The organism is Polyangium jinanense (assembly GCF_028435265.1).
In the GTDB taxonomy this organism is placed as follows: domain Bacteria; phylum Myxococcota_A; class Polyangia; order Polyangiales; family Polyangiaceae; genus Polyangium; species Polyangium jinanense.
Map to the genome: position 1 here is coordinate 86,837 of NZ_JAGTJK010000016.1, position 18,191 is coordinate 105,027.

Below are 18,191 nucleotides of genomic sequence, written 5' to 3' on the forward strand. Positions count from 1 at the left end.
GTGCGAAACGATACGCGAGCGCAAGGCGGGCGGGAAGACGGAAGCAACGCGAGCGATGGCCCCGTGCGAAGGCCAGGACTCCCGTGGCTCCTCCCGCTCTTTCTCGCCGCGTGCAGCACGCGGTGCGGCGAAACGCGCGTGGAGGGCCTCGCGCCGGCGGGCTGGATCACGCTCGTCAGGGCGCCTGCCGAAGGCCCGGAGACCCCATTGCAGGCGCCGGCGGGCCGCGAGGGGGACGTCGGCACCGCGCATCCTTTCTTGCTCGAGGCGCATGATCCCGCGGGCCGGTGGGTGATCCTTTGCCAGCCGCGCGAGGACACGAATGGTGATGGCCGGGTCGAGGCGCACCGGGGTATGCACGGCGCGACGTTCGGCGACGACGTCGACCCCTATCTGATTTTCGGATCGGGCCCGGGGCAGCGGATCGACCGGTACGTGGCGCATGCGGGGTCCCACGTCGCCGTGATTCGCGACGGCAAGCTCGTGATCGTCGACGTCGAGGCGCGGACCGAGACCGTCTTGCCGCGCGCCGACGTGACCGACGATAACGACCCCTTCGAACCGCACCGGACCGCCGTCTTCGACGTCGCCCGGGCGACGGTAGCTCGATCGTGATGCATGCCGTCGTCGCCGATACGAATGGCGACGGGATCCTCGGCTGGCCGATTCCCAAGACCTCGCTCGGCCATCGCCGCTGCCGCACGAGCGGGTCGTACAGTGTTCATCCAGGGAAAACCGATACCCTGGTGACGCGGATCGTCTCGCTCGCGACAGGGCGGATGACGCGCGTGCCGCGTATCGAGGCTGCGCTCGGGGATCGATGGATCGTCCGGGAGGAGGCGCCGGAAAAGAGCCCGGCCGCGCTGTTTCTGGTGTCGGCGGAGGGAATCGCGCGGCCGTTCGTCTCCGCGGCGTGTGATGGAGATCTGTTTTACCTGGATCACGGACGCAAGCTCGCGCTCGTGGCGTGCCGGAACGGCGCCGTGCGCTTCAGCCATGAGCCGGAGCGGACGCGGGTCGAGCTTCACGGCGAGGATTCCCATTTGCCGCTCGGCGTGTACGTCCAGGATCCGCGCTTTTATACGAAAAAGGTGGGGACGGGGAGCGTGGTGTTGCTCTGGACCGTGACCCCCGAGGAGGGCGGAGCGGACCCGCCGGACGTGCTCGTCGACATGGAACACCACGGCGTGCTCTACCCCTTCCCCGAGGGAGCACGCGCGCTCTCGGCCTACGACAGGTATGCGCTGTACGCGTCTGCAGAGAAGAAACTCGTGCTGCGTGATAGGAGCCTCGGCGTTCATTCCGTCCTTCGTCCTTACGAGCACAACGTGCACTTCGACCAGGTCGAGCGGTTTGCCTATTCGGGCCCCGAGCTCTTCGACCTCGAGCGTGGTGTCGTCGGCAGAATGTCCCTCTTTTACACGATGATCCTGACGACGGACGGATGGGGGCTCGGCGTGCCGCACACGTCGGAGGACAAACTCCCGGCGAGAAACGAGCTGTGGAGGGGGCCTTTGCGCTGGGACAAGCCGAAGCCGGAACCGTATTACGGCAGCCGCGGTTTGTGGTAACTTCCGCCTCGATGCTCCGCCTCCACACCTTTCCTCCGTCTTCCAACGCCCTCAAAGTGCGGTTCGCGCTCGCCGAGCTCGGCCTTCCGTACGAGGCCGTCGAGGTGAATATCCTCCGCGGCGATCAGCGAGACGCCGCGTTCCTCGGCAAGAACCCCCACGGCAAGATCCCGGTCCTCGAAGACGGGGCGCTCGTGCTCCGTGAATCCGACGCGATCGTGGCCTACCTCGGCGATACGTACGGAGCCGCGCTCTGGCCGAAGAGCCCGGCCGCGCGGGCCGAGGCGCTGCAATGGCTCTTCTTCGACGCGGCGAATTTCGGATACGCGGGGCGCATCTGGTGGGCCGACGTGCTCACCCCGAAAACCGGGCGCACCGGGCCCGCCGCCGGGCCGGAGCTCGTGGGGCAGGTCGCCACCGACGTCGGCCGGGCCCTCGGCGTGCTGGAGACGCACCTCACGTCCCGCGACTATCTGCTCGGGGATTTCACGCTCGCCGATTGCAGCGTCGGCGTGATGGTGAATCTCCTCCGCGGCACACGTCTCGATACGCCGGAAGCATTTCCTGCCGTGACCGCCTACCGCGATCGAATCCGTGCCCGCGACGCCTGGACGGCGGCGGGCGGGAAGGCCATCGAGCTGTGACGAGGAGCGCACCGTGACCACGAAAGCCACCAGCAAAAAGACGACGAAACGGTCTGCGCCCGCGCCCGCGCCCGAGGACGTGGAGGCGTTCCTCGCGTCGCTCGGTCATCCCTTCGAGAAGGAGATCCGCGAGATTCGCAAGGCGATCCTCGGCGCCGACGCCCGTATCGGCGAAGGGATCAAGTGGAACGCGCCGAGCTTCCGCACGTCGGAGTTTTTCGCGACGTTTCATTTGCGCGCGAAGGACGGCGTGCAGGTCATCCTGCACCTCGGCGCGAAGAAGCGAGAGGCCCCCGGCTTTGCCATCGACGACCCGGCGTCGCTGCTCGAATGGCTCGGCAAGGATCGGGCGTCCGTGAAGTTCCGCGATGCGAAGGACATCAAGGCGAAACGGGCGGCCTTCGTGAACGTCGTTCGCCAGTGGATCGAGCACGTGTAGCGGTGCGCGGAGGGGCGAGATGATGACGTCGGCTCAGTCCTCTTCCACCCGGATCGGGAGCCAATCGAACCCGGTCACGCCTGCGTCGCGGAAGATGCGCCAGACCTTGGGGGTGACGAGGAAAAAGGGATACGGGAAGAGGGCGTCGCTCACGTCGCCGTCGAAGTTCACCTCGCCGAACCATTCCCAGGTCATGTTCACGTCGCGGATATTGGCGACGTCCGACGCGCGGTAGGCGAAGCGCGGAGGGACCTCTTCGAATGTGTGGAAGCTACTCCGCCCGCACGGGCAGGGCTTGTAGGGCGCGACCCCCGTCGATCGGGGCGACATCGGCGGCAACGTGTGCGTCCCGCAGAGCTGCCGCCACGGGAGCTGGAAATGGCCCCGCTTCTCGAACGCCGCGAAGACGCCCCGGAACGAGATCCCGGTCGCGCCGCTCTGCGCGAGCGCGCCGGCCAACGTCTCGTCGACGAGCAGGTCTTCGTAGCAGGTCGCGACCGCGCGCTGTCCCTCGAGGACGTTGAGGTTCTCGGCCTCGATGATCATGGCGGACGTTTGCCGGGCCCCGGCGCCGCAGCGCTGGCACGCGTCGGACATGTCGTAGGTCGTGCCCATCCGTGGCCCTGCGAAGATCCTGCCGTTCGGGAAAAAATACCAAGCGACCAGGAGGCGCGCCTCTTCGAGCTCTGCGTCCGTGAAGCGATCGCGGCGTCGCTCGAGCCAGGTGATTCCGCGCTCCTTGAGCAGGTTCAGGAGCAGCGGCAGGCGCTCGTCCCTCTCGTTCAGGGTGATGACCGTGGAGAACGCATCTTCATCGGGGACTGCCACATCGGGGCCACATCCAGCAGGGGCGAGGACCGTTTGCGGTCCCCCCGGGATGCGATGGTTGATGATGACAATCCGTGCCTCTGTCCACATATCGTGCCTCGAATCCATTACTTTCCGAAATATGGCTTGATGGCATTTAGCCACTGCGGAAAGTCCTTGTATGCGTCTTCGTAGAGTTGCCAGAGGGCGTCTGGGCTCAAGCTTTTCGGTCTGTTCGCATTGAGGAATCTAGTGATCTTCTTGTGGTGCGCCTCTGTCAAGATCACCGCAGGCAACTTGTCGAAGTTCTTCAGCCCCAACTCACCCGCCATGGCCTTCTCCAGAATGTGATGCGCCTGGTACGATCCACCGAGGTTGTCGGTGAACTTCTTCATCACCTCGTACGCGCCAATCGCACCGTTCTGCTCCAGCGCATGCGCGATGTCCGCCCCGTACCGCTTGGCCAGGAACTCGGCCGTCTCCTTCGACAGCTCCTCGGTCCCCTGGAGGATGAGCGGTACCTTCTTCGCACACGCCTCCTCCAGCTTCTTGGCGAACTTGTCGGCCTGCCCGAGGAGCACGCCCGAGGCGATCGCCGCGGTGGCCACCGCCGCCTGGACGATGGGGTTGTCGACGCCGTCCTCGTTCGACCCCCCGATGACGCCGAATTGCTTGCCGTCCTTCCGCGAAAGGTCGGCGTTCATCTCGCCGTTCGCGATGGCAGACGCGATCGCGAGCTCCAGCGTGATCTCTTCGAGCCGCGTCTTCGGCTTGCCCTTGCCGTTCCCTTTGCCTTGGCACCCGTCCTTCGTCTGCTCGCACGACGCCACATTGGAGACCGGCGCCCCGGGTCGAAACACGCGCTCCGGCAGCGCGCCGCCCCGATCCACGAGCGTGCAATGCTCGTCCACGCACTTCGGCGGGTGCACCTCGTCCTTCTTCGGCAAGGTCGACGTCGACGGCAAGAGCGGCTCGTTCGACAGCACGCCCTCGGGCGGAGGCTTCTCCGGCGGACGCTCCGGCATCTTCTTCACGCCCGGCGGTGCGACCTCCACCTGTTCGTCCTTCGCCGGCGGCGGCTTCTGCGGCTCCGAGGCCTCGGCGGACGTGGAAGCTCCCGCCTTGCTCTCCTTGGCCGTGTCCTTGGGCGCGTCCTTCGGCGGAGCCGGCTTCGGGCGCGGCGGCGGCGCGGGGCAGGTCAGCTTGTTGTACGGAGGCGGTAAAAATCGAACGTTTCCAGGCGGCGCATAAGGGTCGTAGACGAAGACCGTGAGGCCATTCGTCTTGGCCGTGAAGACCGCCCAGTCTTTCGTGATGACGGTCGCGCTTCCCGACAGGGCAACCGGTCCATGTTCGGGTGCTCCGGAAGCCTGACACAAACGGGGATCTCCGCGCGGGCGAGCGTCGGCACGCACAAGACGACAAAGATCAGCGGCAAGCACCAGGCGAAGACGCGACGAAGCATCGGCGGACCCCTCGGTGAGCACACGCGCGCGCAAGCCACCCCCGCGGCGGCAAGCGCGCCTGCGTTCTTCCCGCCGATCCTCTGCCGCAGGCCCCGGAAGGAACGCAACAATTCCGCCGCCTGCACCCGCCCTCGCCCGATTTCACCCTGGATGCCGGCAAATCACGGCCTGAAAGCAGGTTCTCGCTTTTGGGCGTGCGCAAACCGCGCGGCGGTCGTCCTGTGCATCGTTCGAGCATGCACGAACGATGCACAGGAATGGCCTGGCCCACGTTTGGAAACGTCCGAACGATGCACAGGAAGCCCGGTCGGGTGTTCGGACGCGCCCGAGGACGCCCGCGGGGGCTCGGCCTGACGTTCGGAACATCCAGAACGTCGTGGCGGCGCGTTCGGCGCGTGGTTGGGGATGTCCGATGCGTGGTTTGGGGCTCCTCTGCATCGTTCGAGCATGCTCGAAGACGGGAACCCGATCTCGGGGCAGAATTTGCCAGCGTCAAAAGCGACGTTTCGGCGTTCAGCCCTCGTCGCCCTCGCCGCCGCTCTCGCCGGAGCCCTTCTTGGCGCCGCGCTCGCGCCGCACGAAGAACGACTCGACGAGCTTGCGTTGCCCCGGGAACGCGGCGCGGAGCATACCGTACGCCTTTTCCAGCGCCGCGCGGACCGCGAGCCGGCCCTGGATCTCGGAATCGCCGGCTTTGTTCTGCGCCATTTCGGCGGCGTCGAGCGCGTCGCGGATCGTAAAGCTCTTCTCGAGCGCTTCCTTGAGGCCGGCCTGGGCGGCGGCCTTCGCCGGGAAGTCCTCGACCCCGGCGAACCGCTCCAGGATCCGCTCGGCGAGCTCGGGCTCCTCGCGGAGCTTGGCCTCGGTGATTTCCCCGGCGCTGCCCTCCTGAAAGACGTGCTTGTAGATCGGATGGTTGCGGCTCCGCAGGGCAGGGCCGTTCATGATCGCGTCGCTCACGGCCATGATGCGCAGGTCGAGAATGACATCACGGATGCCATAACGCGCGCGGAGCTTGGTCGCGGCCCTTCGGGCGGCACGCTCCACGACGACGGCGCCGGCCAGCACATCCGCGGCGGAGCTGACCACAGCGCCGGCCTCGACGATGGCCGCGCGTTGCGCATCCGTCAGCGTCTCGGCATCCGCCCACCCCTCGGCCGCGCCTTGGAAATGGTCGGTGTGTTTTTCGTATACGTCGCTCGCCGCGTTCACGTCGGGTAATTGCATTTCGTAGGTCCTCTCTCCCCAGAGCGCGAGGAAGCGGGTGGGGAGTTGCGGAGGACAGTACGGCTGGGCACGCTCTAGCGTCAAGGGAGGTGTGCGGCGGGCCGTTGGCCCGCGGAGGACCGGGCTCGCGCAGGCGCCTGTGCCTGTGCGAGCCCGACGGTGGCGACCCTCAGAGAGGAGTGGCGGTAATGTAGGTGCTGATCCCCCTCACCTGTTTGAACTTCCCGCTCGTCGTGGTGCCGATGCTGCCCCGGTTGAAGCGCATCACATCGCGCATCGCGGCGCCGTAGGTGGTCGTGGCCCAGTTCCAGTCCCACGAGGAGTAGCCCTCAATCTGGCGGTGGTCGTACTGGTCGAGGATGTCCTCGAACCCGGACTTACCGGCGGCCTTGTTACCGAACGTCGCCGTGATGGTCGGCCGATCGGTCGGGTGGTCGCTGCGCGCGTTGTCGCTGGTGCGCAGGAAGCCCGTGAACGAGACGGTGAACGTGACGCCTGCGGATGCGGTGTAGGAGATCTGCGACTTGGTCCTGTTCACCATCAAGGTGATCAACACCGAGCTATGCGGCGGGACCGGTGCCGCGAACACATCTGTGAGCGTCACCGTCTCCTCCTCGGATGTCCCCTCGTTGTACGCCTGGGACGACTCGAAGCCGAACTCGGTCTTCACGCTGCTCTCGCCGAGGAACGGGATCTTGGCCTCGTTCTCGATCGCGAGAGAGAAGCTTTCGGTGAAGCTGACGTCTGCGGAGTGCGAGGTCGTCGTCGTCAGCTTGTATTCGAGTTCCTTGCCGATGCTCGTCACCTCATCGGTCTCATTGACAAGGGTCACGTTGCCGCTGGTGATTTGATCTGTACCCGTGATTTCGACCGGCCCGTAGACGAAGGTCGCAGGGTTGAGGGTGGTCCCGAAGTCCGACAGCGTGATCTTGAGTCGCTCGTTCGACCTGTAGCCGCCGGCGTAGGGGTCGGACGGGTTATAGCGAGCCTGAAGCACGTAGCCGTCGCCGGAGGGGCTCACGTCGAAGCCCTGCCCGACAGCGGTGCCCTGCGTCCCGCCGGCCCAGGCGAAGCCGAGCATGTGCGCCAGCATGGCGAGGTTGTAGGTGATGGTCGGATCGTGGGCGACGGCATGCTTGAGCGTTGCGAGATCCTCATACGCGTACTCCTCGCCCGAGTAGCTGTCGATGACCGGATGGGTGGAGGGGGTTCCCTCCGGTACCTCGAGCTCGTCCAGCGTGAACTGCTGGTTTTCGCCGCCGTTGCAAGCCGACTGCTTGATGGGCGCCGCGTTGGCGGTGCTCGCCAGCCAGACGTCGAGGCATTTGCCGCTGTGCTTGGCCACGAGGTTGTATTTCTTGCTGCCGAGGTCGACGGCCTGGAAAAGCTGGTTGTCGCCGCCGTTGCACTCCGACTGTTTCACGTCGGCGCCGTCCGCCGTGCTCGCGTAGTAGACGTCGACGCACTTGCCGCTGTTCTTGTTGACGATCGTGTAATACCCGTTCGATTTGGCGTAGAGCTCGAAGCGCTGGTTGTCCCCGCCGTGGCAGTTGCCCTGCATGATCGTCGCGCCGCTCGCCAGGCTCGCGCCGTTGACGTCGAAGCACAGACCGCTGTTGACGGGCTTGATGTTGTAGAACCTGCGGCCTTGCAGCTTGAACTTCTGGTTGTCGCCGTTATGGCAGGAGTATTGGTAGATCCCAGCGCCGTTATCCATGCTCCCGCCGCCGACGTCGACGCACTTGCCGCTGTGCTTGGCCACGAGCCAGTGGTACCCGTCGTAGTTGTCCACGACCTTGAACTTCTGGTTTTCGCCGCCGTTGCAGGCATGTTGCTGGATCCCGGTGCCGTCCGAGGTGTACCCATGGGGGACGTCCAGGCACTTGCCGCTGTGCTCGAAGACCACGTTGTAATAGGAGTCGCCCACCGGGACGAGGCGGAGCTTCTGGTTGGTGCCGCCGTTGCAGTTTCCCTGCCTGACCTCTCCGCCGTCATTCGTGTTCGCGTTCCAGGCGTCCAGGCACATGTTGCTGTGCTTGGCGAGGATCGGCGCGCTGGCGCTCGTGCTCGCGGAAAGCCCCTGCTCCGTGGACTCGATATCTTCGTTTTCGCCGAGGTCGTGGTCGGACTCGACCACGCATCCCGTCAGCACGAAGGCGCTGGCGAGGGCCACCAGGCTGCCCAGCATTCTTTGCCGCGTCCTGCGCGGGAGAGCCATTTCGATCGCGAGAGGCGCGCTGGCCTTGGCAGGAGCCGAGGAGGCGAGGATTGTCGAGGGAGAGAGCTTCATGGTGGTTGTCTCGTGTGCGGGTAAGCCGAGGGGTTGAACCAGGCGCGACACCGTCGCTCCGCGACAGTGGGCGGCGAAAAGCGCTGTTCGAGCCGCGTCGGGGGCGAAGCTTCAGGCTTCGCGACGTGGCGTCGTGTGCTGCGAAGGGCCATTGCACGGCGCGGGCCAACGATGGATCCCCGCGCTTGCCGCGGGGAACCGACCGTATCCAGGCGCAGGTGGGCCGGCGGCGGGAGGCGCGGCGGCTTGACAAGTCGTCGTCCTTTACAGTTTGTAAAGGGACCTCCCCGGCAGATTGTAAACCCGAGCGTCTGGTCTTGGGGTGGCGTGTGTTATCTCACGCCGGCGCGTCGTTCTCTTGCTTTTTGAATCGACCAGGGCGGCCGCGAGGTGGGGACGCGGCGCGGTCGGTGTAGCATCGCGCCGTGCAACCAGACCCGAGCGCAGGAAAGGCGCCGCGCGGAGAGGCGCTCGAGCTCGTCATCTTCGCCGGCGACGCCGTTCTGGCCCACCCATTGCCCCCGAGCGGCCGGGTCACCATCGGTCGGGCCGAGGGCAACGACGTTCGCATCGATCACCCCTCCGTCTCGCGCCGGCACGCGGTCCTCCACCTCGGCCCCGGGCTTTCGGTCGAGGATCTCGGCAGCGCCAACGGCACCAGCCTGCGCGACTCACGAAGGACGCCGGAGGACGGCTCGACCCAGGGGCTGATCCAGATCGCCGCGTGGAAGAGGGAAGTCACCCCCGGCGACACCCTCACGTTCGGCTCCGTGATGACGGTGATTCGCCGCGCGGCCCCGCCGGACGAGCCGCTCCCGGAGGGCGACGGGCTCGCGCCCGGGGTCGTGGTTCACCACCCCGCGATGCGCGCGCTCTATGCGCAGGCCACGCTCGCCGCCCGGAGCTACCTCAGCGTGCTCGTCCTCGGGGAGACGGGCGTGGGGAAGGAGGTGCTCACCCGGGCCGTCCACCAGCGCTCCCCGCGCGCAAAAAAACCTTTCGTGGGGCTCAACTGCGCGGCGCTCTCGGAGTCGCTCCTCGAGAGCGAGCTTTTCGGTCACGAGAAGGGCGCGTTCACCGGCGCGCTCCAGGCGCAGCCAGGGCTGTTCGAGGCGGCCGACGGCGGTACCGTGTTCCTGGACGAAGTGGGCGAGCTGCCCATGACCATGCAGGTGAAGCTCCTCCGGGTCCTGGAGGAGCGGCAGGTGCTCCGCGTCGGCGGTCGCAACCCGCGCCCGGTCGACGTGCGCTTCATCGCGGCCACCAACCGCGATCTGGAGGCCGAAGCGGCGCGCGGGGCGTTCCGGCAGGATCTCTTCTTCCGGCTCAACGGGATCACGCTCACGATCCCGCCGCTCCGCGAGCGCGCCGAGGAGATCGCGGCGCTGGCGCGGACGTTCGTCGAGCGAGCATGCGCGCAGCTCGATCGACCCCGGGTGCCGGCGCTGTCGGGCGAGGCGCTGGCGCAGCTCGAGCGCTACACGTGGCCGGGGAACATCCGGGAGCTGCGCAATACGATCGAGCGCGCGGTGGTCCTCTGTGCGGGGGAGACGCTGCGGCCGGAGCACCTGCCCGCCCGGTTGCAAGGCAGTGGTGTCAAGGCACAGGCGGCGATCCCGAGCGAGGCCGCGCCGCCGTCGAGCCTGCCCGCTCCTCCGTCGCGCCCCGCGGCGGCGCGAGCGGACGAGCGAGAGCGGATCATCGCGACGCTGGAGGCCTGCGCGGGGAACCAGACGCAGGCGGCGGCGCGGCTCGGCATCTCGCGGCAGACGCTGATCGCGAAGATCGAGGCCTACGGGCTGCCGCGTCCACGGAAGCGGACATGAGGCGCTGCCTGCGATCGCTCGCGCTTTTCCTCGCCGCCTCGCTCACGACGTTTGCTGCCCGCGCGCACGCCGCCGGGGAGGGGGTGGAGGACGAGGCCCGCGCCCGGTTCGAGCAGGGTGTCGAGCTGCTCCAGAAGGGCGCGTGGTCGGATGCGCTCGCGGCCTTCTCGACCTCGGCGCGGCTCTATCCCACCCCGCAGGCGATCAACAACGCCGCCATCTGTCTGCGAAAGCTCGGGCGCTACGACGAGGCGCTGGATCAGGTCGAGGCGCTGCTCCGCGATTTTCCAGATCTGCCCGCCGAAAAAAGGCAGGCGGCGGAGCGCGAGGCGGCGGAGCTGGCGAAGTTGGTCGGGGCGATCTCCGTCGAGGGGGCCGAGCCAGGGGCGCAGATCGCGATCGATGGGCGCGACCGGGGCTTCTTCCCCGCTCCACGTCCGTTCCGCGTGCTGACGGGCAGCCACCTGGTGCGCGTGCTCCAGGAGGGCTTTTTGCCGTTCGAGGCGCGCGTCGAAGTCGTCGCGGGGGAGACTATGCGGATCACGGTTTCCAAGCAGCGTCGCGTGCCGGAGGCTCCCCCGGCGCCCGGACCGGCCCTGCCCGCCGCTCCTCCGGCGCGACGCTTCGGGATCGAGCTCGCGGGGGCGATGCTGATCGCGCCCTCGTTCGGCGGCCAGATCATGGAGAGCTGCACAGAGCGCTGCGACGCCACCCCCGCGCTCGGCGGGTACGGTGTGTTGCGCGGCAGCTACGCGATCGGGGCGTCGCTGGACATCGGCGTGTCCGCCGGGTTCCTCGCTGGGCATCAAACGCTCACCGAGCGACGCACCCCCCTCCGTCCGCCCCCGAGCACTCCCGTGGGGCCCGTGGACGACACCCTCACGCTCAGCGGCGGGCTCCTGGGGATCTGGGTGGGGACACGGCTCGGAAAGCAGCCTTTCCTCGATCTGCGCTTGGGCGCAGGGGCCATGGTCGGACGGATGAGCGACGTCCGGTCGTGGACTGCGAACGACGCGGAGAGCAACGCCGCTGCTCCGTTCGGCGCGACGAGCTTTGGCGGGTTCCTCTACCTCGATCCCGAGGTGCGCGTGGGCGTGCGCGTGGGGCAGCACCTCTCGCTGGCGGTGGGCGTCGAGGCGATGATGCTGCTCGCCGTCGCTCCCCCGGCGTGGCCCGAAGATCGAACGTTCTCCGATCCGAGGTACGGCCTTTTCGCCTTCAGACCCGAGACCCTGGCCGGCCCGGCGCTGTTCGTGGTGCTGCCGAGCCTTTCGGCTCGCTACACCTTTTGAGCGGAGAGCCTCGGCCCTCGATCGATCAGCGGCTCTTGCCCGCGCCCCACTCCGTCTCCACCGTGAGCCCCTCTCCCGCCCCGGTGTCCGCCGGCGCCGCGCTGGGCGCCGCGCTGCTCGCCGGCGCCGCGAAGGACGTCTCCGCGCTCGCGGCCGGCCTCGCTCTCCCGGCCGCGATCGGCTTCTCGCGCGGCTCCCCCAGCGCCTTGGCCTCCACCATCCGTTGCTCCAGCTCGCGCAGTTTGGCCAGGCTCGGCGCCTCCCGGAGCTCGCCCATCAGCTTGTCGATCCGGTCCTGGGCCGCCCTCAGATCCCGCGTTTGCTGCTCGGCCAGCTCCCGGCTTCTCGTCTGCTCCGAAAGGGCCAGCTCCGTCGCCGCTTCCTTGGCGCGGATGGCGCGCACGTACGCCGCGCCCGCGCCCGCGCTCATCACCAGCGCCGCGAGGGCCGCGCCCGTGATCACGAGCCGCGCTCGTCGTTCGGCCCGCCGCGCGGCAGCGAGGAAAGCCCGCGCGTCCGCCGAGGGACGCGCCGCCTCGCGCCGCACCACATCCTCCGCGAAAGCCAGGCGATGCCGGCTCCACAGCGGAACGAGCGCCGGGGTCTCCCGCCAGCGTGTCGCGTCCTGCTCGAGCTCCTCGGCGAGGAGCCGATCGTCGCGCGCCTCCTCCACCCAGCGCCGGAGTCGCCCCCACTGCGCGAGAAGCGCCTCGTGCGCGAGCGTCAGCCCTTCGGCGCTGGCGACCACGAGCCGCGCCTGCTCGAAGGCGGCGATCACCTCCGTCGCCCCGGGGCCCACCGCCTGCTCGAGCTCGGGGCGGCTCCGGTTCTCCCGTGTCCCCCGCGGCGTCGTCAGCGCGAGCAGAAGCGCCCGCGCGCCCGCCTCCGCCCCTCGAACCTCCGCGCCGAGGTCCGCGAGCGTCGCCTCGGCATGCCGCTCGAGCGCGCCCGCGATCCCGCCGATCGCCGCGACCCCTACCCGCGTGATTCGCATCGCCTCCCGATCCCGCCGATCCCAGAGCTCCGTGAGCGCGAACTGCACGAGCGGCATCGCGCTGCTCATCCGGCGGACGTCGGCGAGGATCTCCTCCCGGAGCGCCTCGTCCTCGAGCGCGTAGCCGTACGCTCCAAGCCCCTGATCGATCACCGCTGCCCAGGCACTCTCCGTCATCGGTTCGAGCAGGACCGAGCCGCGGATCAGCGCCTTGCCCAGCCCCGCGAGCGCGAGGAGCGGATCGAGCAAATCGCGCCGCAGGGTGACGATCACCCGCACCCCGGGCAGCGCCGGCTCGGCGAGCTGGCCGAGGAGCTCGATCGCCCACGCTCGGCTCGGGCCTCCGGCGAGCGTCACGAGCTCGTCGAGCTGATCGACGAGGAGCACGATGCCCCGCTCCGCCTCGCGAGCGCGTGTGACGAGCGCCCGAGAGAGCGCCTCGGGCGTGAGCGCGCCCGCGCATGGCACGAAACTGCTGAGCGCGGCGGCGATCGCCGCGCGTGGATCGTGGCCAGGCTCGGTGATCACGGTGTCCCATGCGCGCGGCCAGCCTCCGAGCGCGCCTTCGGCCACCCGGGGCAGCACCCCGGCTCGCGCGAGGCTGCTCTTCCCGCTGCCCGAGGGGCCCACGAGCGCGACGAGTCCGCGCGTGCGCACGGATTCGATCGTCGCGGCGATCTCACTCGATCGGCCGAAATAGACGTCGCGGTCCTTCTCTCCGAAGCGCCCGAGGCCGCGGAACGGGCCGATGTCCTCCGGGGGCAGCGCGCGCGAAGGGCCGGCGAGCTCGGCCTGGATCCGCAAAAGCTCGATCGCGGTCTGCTCGGCCGAGCGAGGCCGCGCCGCCCGCTCCGGGGCGAGCAGGGTGTCGACGAGGCGGGCGAGCGGCTCCGGTACCTCGGGCGCGAGCTCGCCGACGGGCGGCGCGGGGTGGCGGCCGTCGAGCACCGCGTCCGAGAAGCCGTGGCCACCCGGTGAACGTGCCGGAAGGCGCCCGGTGAGGCACTCGAAGAGCGTCGCCCCGAGCGCGTACAGATCACTCGCCGCCGTCGCTCCCGCGCCGGTCGCGAAGACCACCGGATCGATGTACCCGATCGTTCCGTATCGCTCGAGCGCGCCGAGGGGCGCGCCATCGCCGAGCTCGAGCGGGCGGGTGATGTCCTCAGCCGAGCCTCGAAGGCGCGTGGTCTCCGGCGGCAGGCTGGGGAGCTCTGCGGGACCCGACTCGAATCGAGTCCGCGGCGCGCTCCGCTCATCGGTTGCGGCAATCCCGAAATCGATGAGCTTGTGGACGCCGGCCGCTTCGATCACGTTCGCGGGCTTCACGTCGCGGTGGACCAGCCCGGCGCGGTGGACCGCGGCGAGGGCCGAGGCGAGGGCGATCCCGATGGCGATGACCTCCGGCACCGGCAAGCGCCCTTCGGCTGCGATCCGCTGCGCGAGAGGCGACCCTGCGACGTACTCCATCGCGAGGCCCATGACGCCGCGCGTTTCGTCGATGGGCAGCGAATAGAAGCGCACGACGCTCGGGTGCTCGACCTGGCAGAGGGAGCGCGCCTCCTCGAGGATCTGCCGGCGAAGCGCGGCCGCGGAGGCGCTCGCGTCCGAGCGGGTGCCGATTGCGAACAGCTTCACCGCGGCCGTGCGTAGCTCGGTCGCGCCGTAGATCTCCCGCGCCAGCCACACCGGCGCGAAGCCGCCCCGCCCGAGCTGCTCGACGAGCAAGAAGGGCCCGAGGCGGCGCTCGGCATCGGGAAGGGCGAGGAGGTGCTGAATCGCGGGAGAGAGGTGCGCCATGACCAGGGGTCTCGACGGGAGCGCGTTCGATGCATGGCATCATCGATGCTATCCCGTCAATATCGAACGATTTCGCGCAAATTACTCCTCGAACCAGACGAAAAAGGACGCGCGTCTCCTCACCGGATGAAACGTTCGCCATACCTCCTCGGGCAGGAAGACATCGGTGTCGCAATAGCCGCACGTCAAGATGCGTCGATCGCCGGGGCCGACCTTGAGCTTGGCGCCGCATTCGGGGCAACCCAGCGTGATGGGTCGGAGGGACCGGGGCGTCTCGGCGACCAGGGGGATGAAGACCTGCTCCGCGTGTGGTCCGAGCGAGCGAAGCCACGCCGGCGCTGGATAGGTGGCCATCATGGCCCCACATCCCCTGCAGGGCGCCTGTCCGGTGCTACCGAGAGGCAGCTGCGAGAGATCGGTGGGCGTCGCACACGCATTGCAGGTGGGCGAGCGGAGGCTCAGCATGCCGAAGAACTGGGTGCCGGCGCCGAACATGAGAAGGGGCCGCTCCTCGCCGGGAGCCAGCGGCAGCACCTGCTTCAGCGTGAGTCCGAAGACGTGCTCGCGGAGATAGTCGACGGGGAGCCGCTGATCGCTCCCGCAGGCGACGCAGCGCACGCCGAGCGCGGGCTGGTCGACGGAGCAGCTCGAGCCGCATTCTTCGCAGATCACACGCATCCGGTAGCAACGGAAGTGCATGCCGAGAGCTTAGAACGCTCCCGGCCGATCCGCCCGCGACCGAGGAGTTCTCCCTTGCGCCTCCGCCCCGGGCGGCTGACGTCAGCCACGGCGCGCTGACGTCAGCCGCGGCGCGCTGACGTCAGCCGACGACGACAGACCTGCGTCGGTGTGGCAATCCACGTGTTCGTGGGCCACGAAGCGCGTGGATCGCTGGCACCCATCTTGATTGTCGCGGCGCACCCGCACGCAGGGCGCGTGCGTGGGAGCGAGGTCGGACTTGCGGATGTCGTGAGTGCCGGCCTACCATTCCTTGAGCATGCAGCTTGGACCGAGCCGTTCTGTCGAGAAGACCACACTCGTGGGTCAAGGCACCGCGGCCGAGTCCGGTGCCGACGGGTCGAGGCTCGCGCTCACGATCCTCTACCACCCGAATCTCGAGCGCGTCGGTGAGCGCGCGATCCTCGAGGAAACCGGGGAGGGCGGCTCCTTCGCGGTGTCGCGCGTCGAGCCTGTGTTCGCCCCTCCCGGGCAGGCGAGCGGCGCGCCGCTCTTCGACGAACACTTGAGCCGAAAACCCGTACGTATCGTCCCCGTGGGGAAAGGGGGCGTGCGGATCGAGCTCGGCGAAAGCACGACCTCGGTCACCCTGCGAGGCAAGCGGGTCTCGGGCAACGTGTATCTCTCCCTGCGACGGGGCGTCGTGATCGATCTCGGTCATCGCGTCGTGCTCCTCTTGCATCGACTGGCCTCGCTCGACGGCATCCCGGGCACGAGCGCATATCCGGAGCGGCACGCGCTCGTCGGGGAGAGCGAGGGGCTCCGTCGGGTGTTCTGGGACATCCGCAGCGTGGCCGATCTCGAGCTGCCGATCTTGCTCCGGGGCGAGACGGGCACCGGCAAGGAGCTCGTCGCGCACGCCATTCACCAGGCAAGCCGCAGGCGCGACAAACCCTTCGTCGCGGTCAACCTGGGCGCCATTGCGCCGTCCCTCGCGATTGCCGAGCTGTTCGGCGCCGAGCGGGGCGCTTATACGGGATCGGTCGGGCGCCGCGTCGGGTATTTCGAGCAAGCGCGCGGCGGTACGCTTTTTCTCGACGAGATTGGCGAAGCGCCCGTCGAGCTTCAGGTGGCACTCCTGCGCGTGCTCGAGACCGGCGAGCTGCAGACCGTGGGGGCCGCGCAGAGTCGCAAGTCGGACGCCCGCATCATCGCCGCGACGGATGCAGATCTGGAGGGCAAGGTGGCCTCGGGCTCGTTCCGCGCGGCGCTGCTCAATCGGCTCGCGGCCTACGAGATCTGCATCCCGCCGCTGCGCGAGCGCCGCGACGACGTGGGCCGCCTCTTCGTCCATTTTCTCCGCGAAGAGCTTGAAGAGATCGGGGAATCGGAGCGCCTCGCGCCGCCCGCGCCGGGGGAGAAGTTGTGGCTTCCCCCGAATATCGTGGTGCGGCTCGCCGAGTACGATTGGCCGGGCAACGTGCGGCAGCTCCGCAACGTGGTCCGGCAGCTCGTCATCGGCAATCGGGGCCGGCCGTGCGTCGAGATCACGCCGGCGATCGAGCGCGCGCTCGGAAAACTCTCGTCGCCGAGTGACCTCTGCGCGCCGGCGAGCATGCGGGACGCGACGCTTCCAAGAGAGCGGATCGAGGTTAACGAGGCGGCGCCAGCGGGGCGCATGGGCGGAAGGCGCAAACCGGCGGACGTGACGGAGACGGAGCTCCGGGAGGCGCTCCGCGCGAGCCGATGGGATCTGGCCTCGGCGGCGGAGCAGCTCGGGATCCCGCGTGCATCGATGTACTTGCTCATCGAGCGGTTTCCCGGCTTCCGCACCGCTGGGGATCTGGACATGGACGAGATCGTCCGATGTCAGGAGGAGCTCGGCGGGGATCTCCGCCGCATGGCCGAGCGGCTCGAGGTCTCCGCGCGTGGACTCGCGCGGCGCCTGCGCGAGCTAGGGCTCGCGCGACCCTGAAGGCGTCGCGGTCCACGCTCGACCTCGTACGAGGCGATATCAGCGCCCTGTCTTATCCCGCTGCCGCCTCTGCCTCCGCTTCCGCTCCCGCGATAAGTCGTTGTGCGTTTCTTTACACATCGTAGCGCTGCGCTTCCGCCGCGCCTCGATGACCGCAAGGGGGCTCCGTACGCCTCATGGGGACCAATCTCTCATGGCGCCCCCTCCCGTCACGAAGCTAGGCTCCGATAACGTGGCGGTGCGCCGGGCGACGCCGCCCCGCCACCGCAAACACGAATCAACGTGAAGACATTTGCGTTGTCATGACGTCCGGGGCAGCAAGAGCGCCCAGGCAGGGGAGGGGTCATGTCCTTGGTTCGAGGAGCGCGGGCACTTGCCCTGGGCGCTTTCCTTTTCTCGATCGGCTGCGGCGAAGCGGCTCCCGACGTCGATGCGCTCACGGAAAGCTCCACGCTCGAACTGCAGGGCGGCCCCGCGGGCTCGGGCGGCATCAACGGTGCGAGCCCGGCGGCCTATCACGCCAATGTCATGGAGCTCCTTTCCGCCCTCGCATTCCCCGCAGCCGATCCATCCGATCCATTCGCCGTGAATCCCGCGATCGAAGCCACGGGCCTCCTGGATACCTGGGGCGGACGGCACGTGTTTCGTTATGCGACGCGCTGCGCCCTGCCCGCGGGGACGAAAATCACGCGTGAAAATGAGGTTTATCAGGGCGAGGGCATTCTGAGCACCACCTCCACGTGGCTCACGGCCGGCCTCGACACATCGGCGCAGGAGGACGTGCTCACGTGCATCGTCGCGCACCTGAATCCCCTGGGCTTCTCCGTGCCCATTTTTCTCTCGGGCCCCAGCGTGGCCGGGACGGAGAACGCGGGCGACCTCGGATTCGCCGTTGCGGAGGCGCTCTGGCAAGTCCGGATTCCCGGCCCTGACCAGGCCCCCGTCTATCACGCGTGGCCTCGCGTCAACCTGCTCTCGACCTGCGGGCTCTTCACCCAGCTCTCCTGGATGACGCGGCTCTGCGGCTCCTTGCTGAACACGTGCGGCATGACGGTCCGATACGACATGGCGAGCGCCTGCGCGGGGGCGGACGGACGTTTCACCTGCAATGGCAAACCGGCGATCCAGACGACGCTCGAAGCGGCGGCGCTCTGCGATCTCCACCTGCCCCTGTAACGCCGCGAG

The 18,191-nt window shown here is 68.4% G+C and carries 14 protein-coding genes; 8 read left to right on the forward strand and 6 right to left on the reverse strand.

Annotated elements, in window-relative coordinates; all coding sequences use genetic code 11:
- The 4 genes from KEG38_RS26660 to KEG38_RS26675 are packed head-to-tail and all read left to right on the forward strand — an operon-like array spanning position 1 to position 2,654.
- Entirely contained in the window at positions 1–615 is a 615-nt protein-coding gene (locus tag KEG38_RS26660; RefSeq protein WP_272422730.1) for a hypothetical protein, read from the forward strand.
- Complete coding sequence (locus tag KEG38_RS26665; protein ID WP_272422731.1) at positions 615–1,571, forward strand: hypothetical protein; 957 nt, start codon at positions 615–617, stop codon at positions 1,569–1,571. Before KEG38_RS26660 ends, KEG38_RS26665 begins: the two co-directional genes overlap by 1 nt.
- A gap of 11 nt (positions 1,572–1,582) precedes the next feature.
- Positions 1,583–2,215, forward strand: a complete 633-nt coding sequence (locus tag KEG38_RS26670) for a glutathione S-transferase family protein (protein ID WP_272422732.1) — start codon at positions 1,583–1,585, stop codon at positions 2,213–2,215.
- 13 nt (positions 2,216–2,228) lie between these two features.
- Positions 2,229–2,654, forward strand: a complete 426-nt coding sequence (locus KEG38_RS26675; protein ID WP_272422733.1) for a DUF1801 domain-containing protein — start codon at positions 2,229–2,231, stop codon at positions 2,652–2,654.
- 33 nt (positions 2,655–2,687) lie between these two features.
- Here the strand turns inward: KEG38_RS26675 and KEG38_RS26680 are convergent, their stop codons facing one another.
- The 4 genes from KEG38_RS26680 to KEG38_RS26695 all read right to left on the reverse strand — a co-directional run bounded on the left by KEG38_RS26680 (position 2,688) and on the right by KEG38_RS26695 (position 8,444).
- Positions 2,688–3,482 (reverse strand): hypothetical protein, encoded by a 795-nt coding sequence (locus tag KEG38_RS26680; protein ID WP_272422734.1) that lies wholly within the window; start codon positions 3,480–3,482, stop codon positions 2,688–2,690.
- 107 nt (positions 3,483–3,589) lie between these two features.
- Complete coding sequence (locus KEG38_RS26685) at positions 3,590–4,840, reverse strand: hypothetical protein (protein WP_272422735.1); 1,251 nt, start codon at positions 4,838–4,840, stop codon at positions 3,590–3,592.
- A 600-nt stretch (positions 4,841–5,440) separates the two neighbouring features.
- On the reverse strand, positions 5,441–6,154 hold the full coding sequence (locus tag KEG38_RS26690; protein WP_272422736.1) for a hypothetical protein: 714 nt from the start codon (positions 6,152–6,154) through the stop codon (positions 5,441–5,443).
- A gap of 169 nt (positions 6,155–6,323) precedes the next feature.
- On the reverse strand, positions 6,324–8,444 hold the full coding sequence (locus tag KEG38_RS26695; protein WP_272422737.1) for an RICIN domain-containing protein: 2,121 nt from the start codon (positions 8,442–8,444) through the stop codon (positions 6,324–6,326).
- A 425-nt stretch (positions 8,445–8,869) separates the two neighbouring features.
- On the opposite strand from KEG38_RS26695, the gene KEG38_RS26700 reads away from it, so the two are divergent.
- Positions 8,870–10,270 (forward strand): sigma 54-interacting transcriptional regulator, encoded by a 1,401-nt coding sequence (locus KEG38_RS26700; protein ID WP_272422738.1) that lies wholly within the window; start codon positions 8,870–8,872, stop codon positions 10,268–10,270.
- The gene (locus tag KEG38_RS26705) at positions 10,267–11,562 is read left to right on the forward strand and encodes a PEGA domain-containing protein (protein WP_272422739.1); all 1,296 of its coding nucleotides are present in this window, start codon (positions 10,267–10,269) and stop codon (positions 11,560–11,562) included. The genes KEG38_RS26700 and KEG38_RS26705 overlap by 4 nt, the downstream gene beginning before the upstream one ends.
- A 25-nt stretch (positions 11,563–11,587) precedes the next feature.
- Here the strand turns inward: KEG38_RS26705 and KEG38_RS26710 are convergent, their stop codons facing one another.
- Together KEG38_RS26710 and KEG38_RS26715 are read right to left on the reverse strand one after the other, a co-directional pair.
- Complete coding sequence (locus tag KEG38_RS26710) at positions 11,588–14,353, reverse strand: nSTAND1 domain-containing NTPase (protein WP_272422740.1); 2,766 nt, start codon at positions 14,351–14,353, stop codon at positions 11,588–11,590.
- A gap of 81 nt (positions 14,354–14,434) precedes the next feature.
- Complete coding sequence (locus KEG38_RS26715; protein ID WP_272422741.1) at positions 14,435–15,052, reverse strand: hypothetical protein; 618 nt, start codon at positions 15,050–15,052, stop codon at positions 14,435–14,437.
- Between the two features lie 298 nt (positions 15,053–15,350).
- Here KEG38_RS26715 and KEG38_RS26720 point away from each other — a divergent pair, with 298 nt between their 5' ends.
- Both KEG38_RS26720 and KEG38_RS26725 read left to right on the forward strand, forming a co-directional pair.
- Positions 15,351–17,006: a sigma 54-interacting transcriptional regulator gene (locus KEG38_RS26720; protein WP_272422742.1), complete on the forward strand. Its 1,656-nt coding sequence runs from the start codon at positions 15,351–15,353 to the stop codon at positions 17,004–17,006.
- 345 nt (positions 17,007–17,351) lie between these two features.
- Positions 17,352–18,182, forward strand: coding sequence for a hypothetical protein (locus KEG38_RS26725; RefSeq protein ID WP_272422744.1), 831 nt, complete (start codon positions 17,352–17,354; stop codon positions 18,180–18,182).
- The last annotated feature ends 9 nt before the right edge of the window (positions 18,183–18,191 follow it).

Excerpts from the sequence above, each read along its gene's own strand:
- KEG38_RS26705 (WP_272422739.1), top strand. The coding sequence starts at position 10,267 with ATGAGGCGCTGCCTGCGATCGCTCGCGCTTTTCCTCGCCGCCTCGCTC.
- KEG38_RS26725 (WP_272422744.1), top strand. The coding sequence starts at position 17,352 with ATGTCCTTGGTTCGAGGAGCGCGGGCACTTGCCCTGGGCGCTTTCCTT.
- KEG38_RS26690 (WP_272422736.1), bottom strand. The coding sequence starts at position 6,154 with ATGCAATTACCCGACGTGAACGCGGCGAGCGACGTATACGAAAAACAC.
- KEG38_RS26720 (WP_272422742.1), top strand. The coding sequence starts at position 15,351 with ATGCAGCTTGGACCGAGCCGTTCTGTCGAGAAGACCACACTCGTGGGT.
- KEG38_RS26665 (WP_272422731.1), top strand. The coding sequence starts at position 615 with ATGCATGCCGTCGTCGCCGATACGAATGGCGACGGGATCCTCGGCTGG.
- KEG38_RS26670 (WP_272422732.1), top strand. The coding sequence starts at position 1,583 with ATGCTCCGCCTCCACACCTTTCCTCCGTCTTCCAACGCCCTCAAAGTG.
- KEG38_RS26695 (WP_272422737.1), bottom strand. The coding sequence starts at position 8,444 with ATGAAGCTCTCTCCCTCGACAATCCTCGCCTCCTCGGCTCCTGCCAAG.
- KEG38_RS26715 (WP_272422741.1), bottom strand. The coding sequence starts at position 15,052 with ATGCACTTCCGTTGCTACCGGATGCGTGTGATCTGCGAAGAATGCGGC.
- KEG38_RS26710 (WP_272422740.1), bottom strand. The coding sequence starts at position 14,353 with ATGGCGCACCTCTCTCCCGCGATTCAGCACCTCCTCGCCCTTCCCGAT.